The organism is Microcystis sp. M_QC_C_20170808_M3Col, assembly GCF_007095505.1.
Classification (GTDB): domain Bacteria; phylum Cyanobacteriota; class Cyanobacteriia; order Cyanobacteriales; family Microcystaceae; genus Microcystis.
Genome location: NZ_SFBY01000207.1, coordinates 1 through 3,437, shown reverse-complemented (window position 1 = coordinate 3,437; position 3,437 = coordinate 1). Strand labels below are relative to the sequence as shown.

The window sequence follows — 3,437 nt, the reverse complement described above, 5'->3', positions numbered from 1 at the left end:
AATAGTTGAGTTCCTGGACTTAAACCCAATCCTCTCATTTCTTGATAAACTCCTTCCTTCGTCTTCACATTTGTACTTTGTTTTTGTCTTAAACAAAAGTATCCACTCTGCTCCTGAAGCCATCTTCCTAGACTGACTGAACAAAATTCTCTATCTCCTAACACCACTATTTTATGACTTGATAGCACGGTCAATATTTTTTCTAATACTCGCTTTTGTTCTTCGAGATTACTACTTCCTTTTTTTCTAATATCTCCCAATAGATTGGGATGGCTCTCTTGTCATAAATTAGACTCACCATCAAGATATTAATTGCTCCCAAACTCGTCCGGTCTATGGCCATATATACTAATCCTTTTATTGTGAATCTATCTGGTCGGTCAAAACTAACCACGGCTCTTGATAGCCAGAATCCCAACGGGCAAGCAAGGTACAGGCCAAGGGATTAGTTTTAAAGCAAACCACCTGACCCGACCAAGATTGTCCAGGGGCTGAAACTAGGGCATCTAAGGGCTGCCATTGACCATGAGAGGAAATTTTGACCAGTCCTTGCTGGTTAATGCGTAAAAACGGATGCCAGCCGGCTTCCACAATCACTTGATAGAGCCAAGGCGCATATAAGCCGCGGTCGGCTGGGACAATTACAGTCCAGCCAGTAGGAACCGCTTCTTTGAGCTGTCTGATCAGTTTTTGCCAGTGAGGTTTCCAACTGCCCGGTTGATTGGCTTTGACGATAGACCAAGCTATGGGAATCCCACAGCCCGCCAGCAAGACATTAATCGACAAAACTACGAATTTATTGCCCCTAGTGGTGGCATCCAGTGCTAGGGCTATTCTTTCTATATTGATAGGCAGTAAACTGATCACCCACATTAACAATGGCGCAAAACAACTGCTCACCTCAAGAGTGCTGCGCTTTTCTCCTTTTTTCGCTTTCCCGGACTGATACCATTCTTTGAGTCTCTGTCTGACTGTATTGGGTTTTTCCTCATTGACTGCCGCAATCAACCTCGACACCTGAGTCAAACTGCTCGATTTGGTCATGACCATCCCGAAGCTCCAAGTTGCCAATCCGATAGCTTGCGGTATTGACAAATGGGGCAGATGTTCTGATACTATGCACGACCACTGCTTGAGATATTTGTTTTTCAGCATTGCCTTTCACGATGCTCCTCTAAATCTCTAGCTTGATTTTCTCACCTTGAGTGTGTGACTGCTCACCTCTTTGTAATAAACCTACACCTGTCAGCACCTTGAGTGTGTGACTGCTCACCTCTTTGTAATAAACCTACACTTCGGGGAAAAAGTCCCTGAATTTTCCCCCCGACCACTCCAAGAAATGGCACTTTTTGATTTCAAAAAAGCCTAAAGATATTATCCAACAAGGTTTTTAGATTTATTCAGCAAGCCCTATCTAAATGCCGAGGAAAAACAAGAATTAATTCAATGGATTATCAACCAGAGTCACTGGGATATTTGGGAGATAGAAACTTATGTACTAGAAACTTATGAGGTTGTGTTTAAATCGAGACAGAGCTACTACCAATTGCTAAAAGAAGCGAGAATTAGCTGGCAAAAGGCGGAACAAGTAAACCCGAAAAAAGATACAGAAGAGGTCAAAAAAAAGAATGAAGAAATCAGTCAATTATTGGAGAGCAAAAAAGAGGAGATTCAGTCGGGAAAGCTAGTGGTGTACTTGCTTGATGAATGTCATCTGGTCTGGAAAGATGTTCTAGGCTATCTCTGGAACTTTATTAAAGAAAGACTAAAAGAAGGTCAAAATCCCTCAGAGTTACCCGAAAGAACTTTGGTAAAAATTGAGAATGAAAAAAAGAGACAAACTTATTATGGAGCTTTAAATTTAGTGGGAAAAGAATTTATTTTAGCTCCCTACAAAGCGGGGAAGGTCGAGAATACAGTAGATTTCTTAAAAAAACTAATTCAAATCAATCCTGGGCGAAAAATACTGATTATTTGGGATGGAGCTTCCTATCATGCGGGAGAAGAGATGAGCAAATTTCTTACTGAACAAAATCAGGGTTTATCTCCAGAAAATTGGCAGATTACCTGTCATAAATTTGCTCGATACGCTCCCGAAGAAAATCCAGTAGAAGCAATTTGGCTACAGTTAAAAAATCTTTTGAGAAGATTTTATTGGTTGGCCAAAAGTTTTCGAGTGGTTAAACGCTTGTTCGAGTTTTTTGCCAAATTTCAATTATTTAATTTTCCTAACCTTAAGAAATACGATGCCTTTTCACAATTCATGATATTTTAGTTGCTTCGTAAATTGTTTGACTTCAGCTTTAAGTTCAGCCAGAGTAACTGCTCTTTTTCCCTGCCATTTGCTCAACTGTTTCTCTATTTGTTCCCTTTCTTTTTTCACTTTTTTCTCTATTTTTTCTTCCTCTGCTTTTTGTCTCATTTCACTTAATACTATTAGCCATCTTTGCTTAACCCGGTGATAATTAACTTCTTGCTCCTTATACTTATATCGACTATCTTCGCTAATTCTTAACTCGTATTCTGGAACATTTGTAATAATTTCTTGGGCTTTTTTGCTTGTTAGTGGAACCCGCGTTAGCCATTTATTCTTTCCTAATCTATGTAAGTTATTGGCTGTATATAAAGCACTATCTGCTACATAGATTGTTGACCAATTCAGATTACTTTGACACTCCTCAATTAGTTCACCAAAGATAGTTTTATCTGATTCATTTCCCGACCCGATTCTCATTAATCGTGGAACATCCCCATCACTACTTACCATCAAATCAATCATAAATTGCTTCAAATCTGGACGACGCTCTCTTGAATATCCGTGAGTTATTTCGATACTTCCCTTTCCTCCTTCTTCTAATTTATAGGTTCTTCCGAACTTACACTGTCGAAAATCCCTCAAGCTCCCTCTCTGCCGAGCAATGCTCTAAAGCTAATAAATATTAATCTAACAAGAACTCAAAGCCTCATTGTATAAGCTTTACAAGTATAAGTTGCTGATAGTTTTACATGACAGGTTCGGAAGAACCAATTTATATTCTCCCTCAACCGATATTGAACTCGAATCTAAATGACTATATTTAGTGTTAATTTGATATTTTTCAACTACTTTCAGAGATATATTTATCCATAATTTCTCTAGAGAATATCTCCAGATTTCATCCATTACTCTCCCAATTTTATGCTCATTTATTTCCTCGGCTTTGATTCCTTCTCCCAGTAGCTCTTCTCCGGGTTTATTGGCAAACAATTGAGGAAATAAATACAAGGGTTTCGAGATAAAATCTAATCCATTGATAATTAGGGTCTGCTGAATAAAGCTAAAAACCTTACAGGAAAGGGCTTTTAGCTTGATTGAGAGCTTCCCAAATGCACTTAAATCTGCGCTTAATCGCTCAAAACCCTTGCATCTTCTCTCCTTAGTGCTAATGTACCGTAAA

3 protein-coding genes and 2 pseudogenes are annotated in these 3,437 nt (G+C 38.9%); 1 reads left to right on the top strand and 4 read right to left on the bottom strand.

The genetic code is table 11. The features are described from left to right. Window positions 1-260, bottom strand: a pseudogene (locus tag EWV84_RS09305) (IS4 family transposase); the annotation flags it as partial. Window positions 261-357: 97 nt separating this feature from the next. Next, the gene (locus EWV84_RS09300; protein WP_287077780.1) at window positions 358-1,155 is read right to left on the bottom strand and encodes a transposase; all 798 of its coding nucleotides are present in this window, start codon (window positions 1,153-1,155) and stop codon (window positions 358-360) included. Window positions 1,156-1,417: 262 nt separating this feature from the next. Between EWV84_RS09300 and EWV84_RS09295 the strand changes: the two are divergent. Next, window positions 1,418-2,275: pseudogene (locus tag EWV84_RS09295) on the top strand (IS630 family transposase); the annotation flags it as partial. Here EWV84_RS09295 and EWV84_RS09290 read toward each other — a convergent pair. Together EWV84_RS09290 and EWV84_RS09285 are read right to left on the bottom strand one after the other, a co-directional pair. Continuing rightward, window positions 2,255-2,899 (bottom strand): IS1634 family transposase, encoded by a 645-nt coding sequence (locus tag EWV84_RS09290; RefSeq protein ID WP_287077779.1) that lies wholly within the window; start codon window positions 2,897-2,899, stop codon window positions 2,255-2,257. The pseudogene EWV84_RS09295 and the gene EWV84_RS09290 overlap by 21 nt on opposite strands. 78 nt (window positions 2,900-2,977) lie before the next feature. Further along, window positions 2,978-3,437: DUF4277 domain-containing protein (locus EWV84_RS09285; protein ID WP_287077778.1), on the bottom strand; the 460-nt coding region annotated here is incomplete at its 5' end.